Consider the following 1,132-nt stretch of genomic DNA (forward strand, 5'->3'; position numbering starts at 1 on the left):
GCTCCGTCAAGCGGAAGAGCAAAAAGAGCGTCTAAGTTAGGTAAGGTGGACTGTGATATTGGGACAATGCATAGTTATGCAGGAGGAAAGATACCTAGCTGGAACCTCAAACATAAGTGGATCAAGAGTGCCAGAGCGGTTTGTGGTGATAAATCTATCATTGCCACTGAGAGTGGCTATCATAACGCAATCTACAAAACAAAAGCCAAGGTACAGCCTGGTGTATCTGAGCAAGCCGCTGGCAAGTATACACCTCGAATGTTTTTGGAGTACTTTAATTGGGGTATTAGACGAGCTCATGACTATGAATTAATTGATTTAAGGTCAAATCCTCAAGCAGATATCCATAAGTTTAACTTCGGACTATTACGAAGTGATGGTTCACCCAAACCCGCCTTCGCTGCTGTTAGGAATCTGATTACCTTATTAAAAGATGATACAGTATCTGAGGCATTCCCGCTTAGATTCTTAAATTATGCTTTGCATGGTGACACAACAAGTGTACATAATACACTTTTACAAAAGCATAATGGATTACTTTACTTGATATTATGGCAAGAGGTTCCTAGCTTTGATCTAAAAGCAAACAAAGACATTCTTGTGCCAGAGCGATCCTTGCAGCTAGCTTTAAACACCCAGATTAGTCAGGCGACTATCTATCAGCCCAATGACTCTGTACGCCCAGTTAAGCAATATAAAAATCCTAGGAAAATAGATCTTAGAGTACCAGACAATCCACTGGTCATTGAGATGATACCAAAATGATTAAGTTTGCCGTCAACAACATTAAAAACTGGATTTTCGTAACAGGAGTTATTCGAAGCGGCACCACCTTCGTGGGAATGGTTCTAAGCTTACCTTTAGAGGTAGATTATATTCATGAACCCTTTAATCCTCAATGTGGCTTACCTGGGATGAACCGATGGTATCCCTATATTCGCCCTAATCTAGATAGTGAAGAAATGGAGCGTTACCATGCGCTCACTCAAAAGATCTTTAGTTATAACTTTACTTTAAGGAATAAGATTCCTGAAAATGATCCCTGGCCTTTCAGACACTGCTTGCTGACCTTGCCACCCTGAGCAAGAACCGCGTCTGTATGGGCGAGGCAAGTTTTGACCAGCTGACCAGC

General features: G+C 41.5%; 1 protein-coding gene and 1 pseudogene. Both read left to right on the top strand.

Annotated features, from left to right (window positions below; all coding sequences use genetic code 11):
• Positions 1–765 (top strand): annotated as a pseudogene (locus AC2VE5_RS28190) (hypothetical protein); the annotation flags it as partial.
• Complete coding sequence (locus AC2VE5_RS28195) at positions 762–1,082, top strand: hypothetical protein (protein ID WP_486890805.1); 321 nt, start codon at positions 762–764, stop codon at positions 1,080–1,082. The pseudogene AC2VE5_RS28190 and the gene AC2VE5_RS28195, both read left to right, overlap by 4 nt.
• The last annotated feature ends 50 nt before the right edge of the window (positions 1,083–1,132 follow it).

Source organism: Aliterella sp. E5.1 (assembly GCF_057473825.1).

Bases quoted from the DNA above. Each gene is read 5' to 3' on its own strand.
- AC2VE5_RS28195 (WP_486890805.1), top strand. From the start codon at position 762: ATGATTAAGTTTGCCGTCAACAACATTAAAAACTGGATTTTCGTAACA.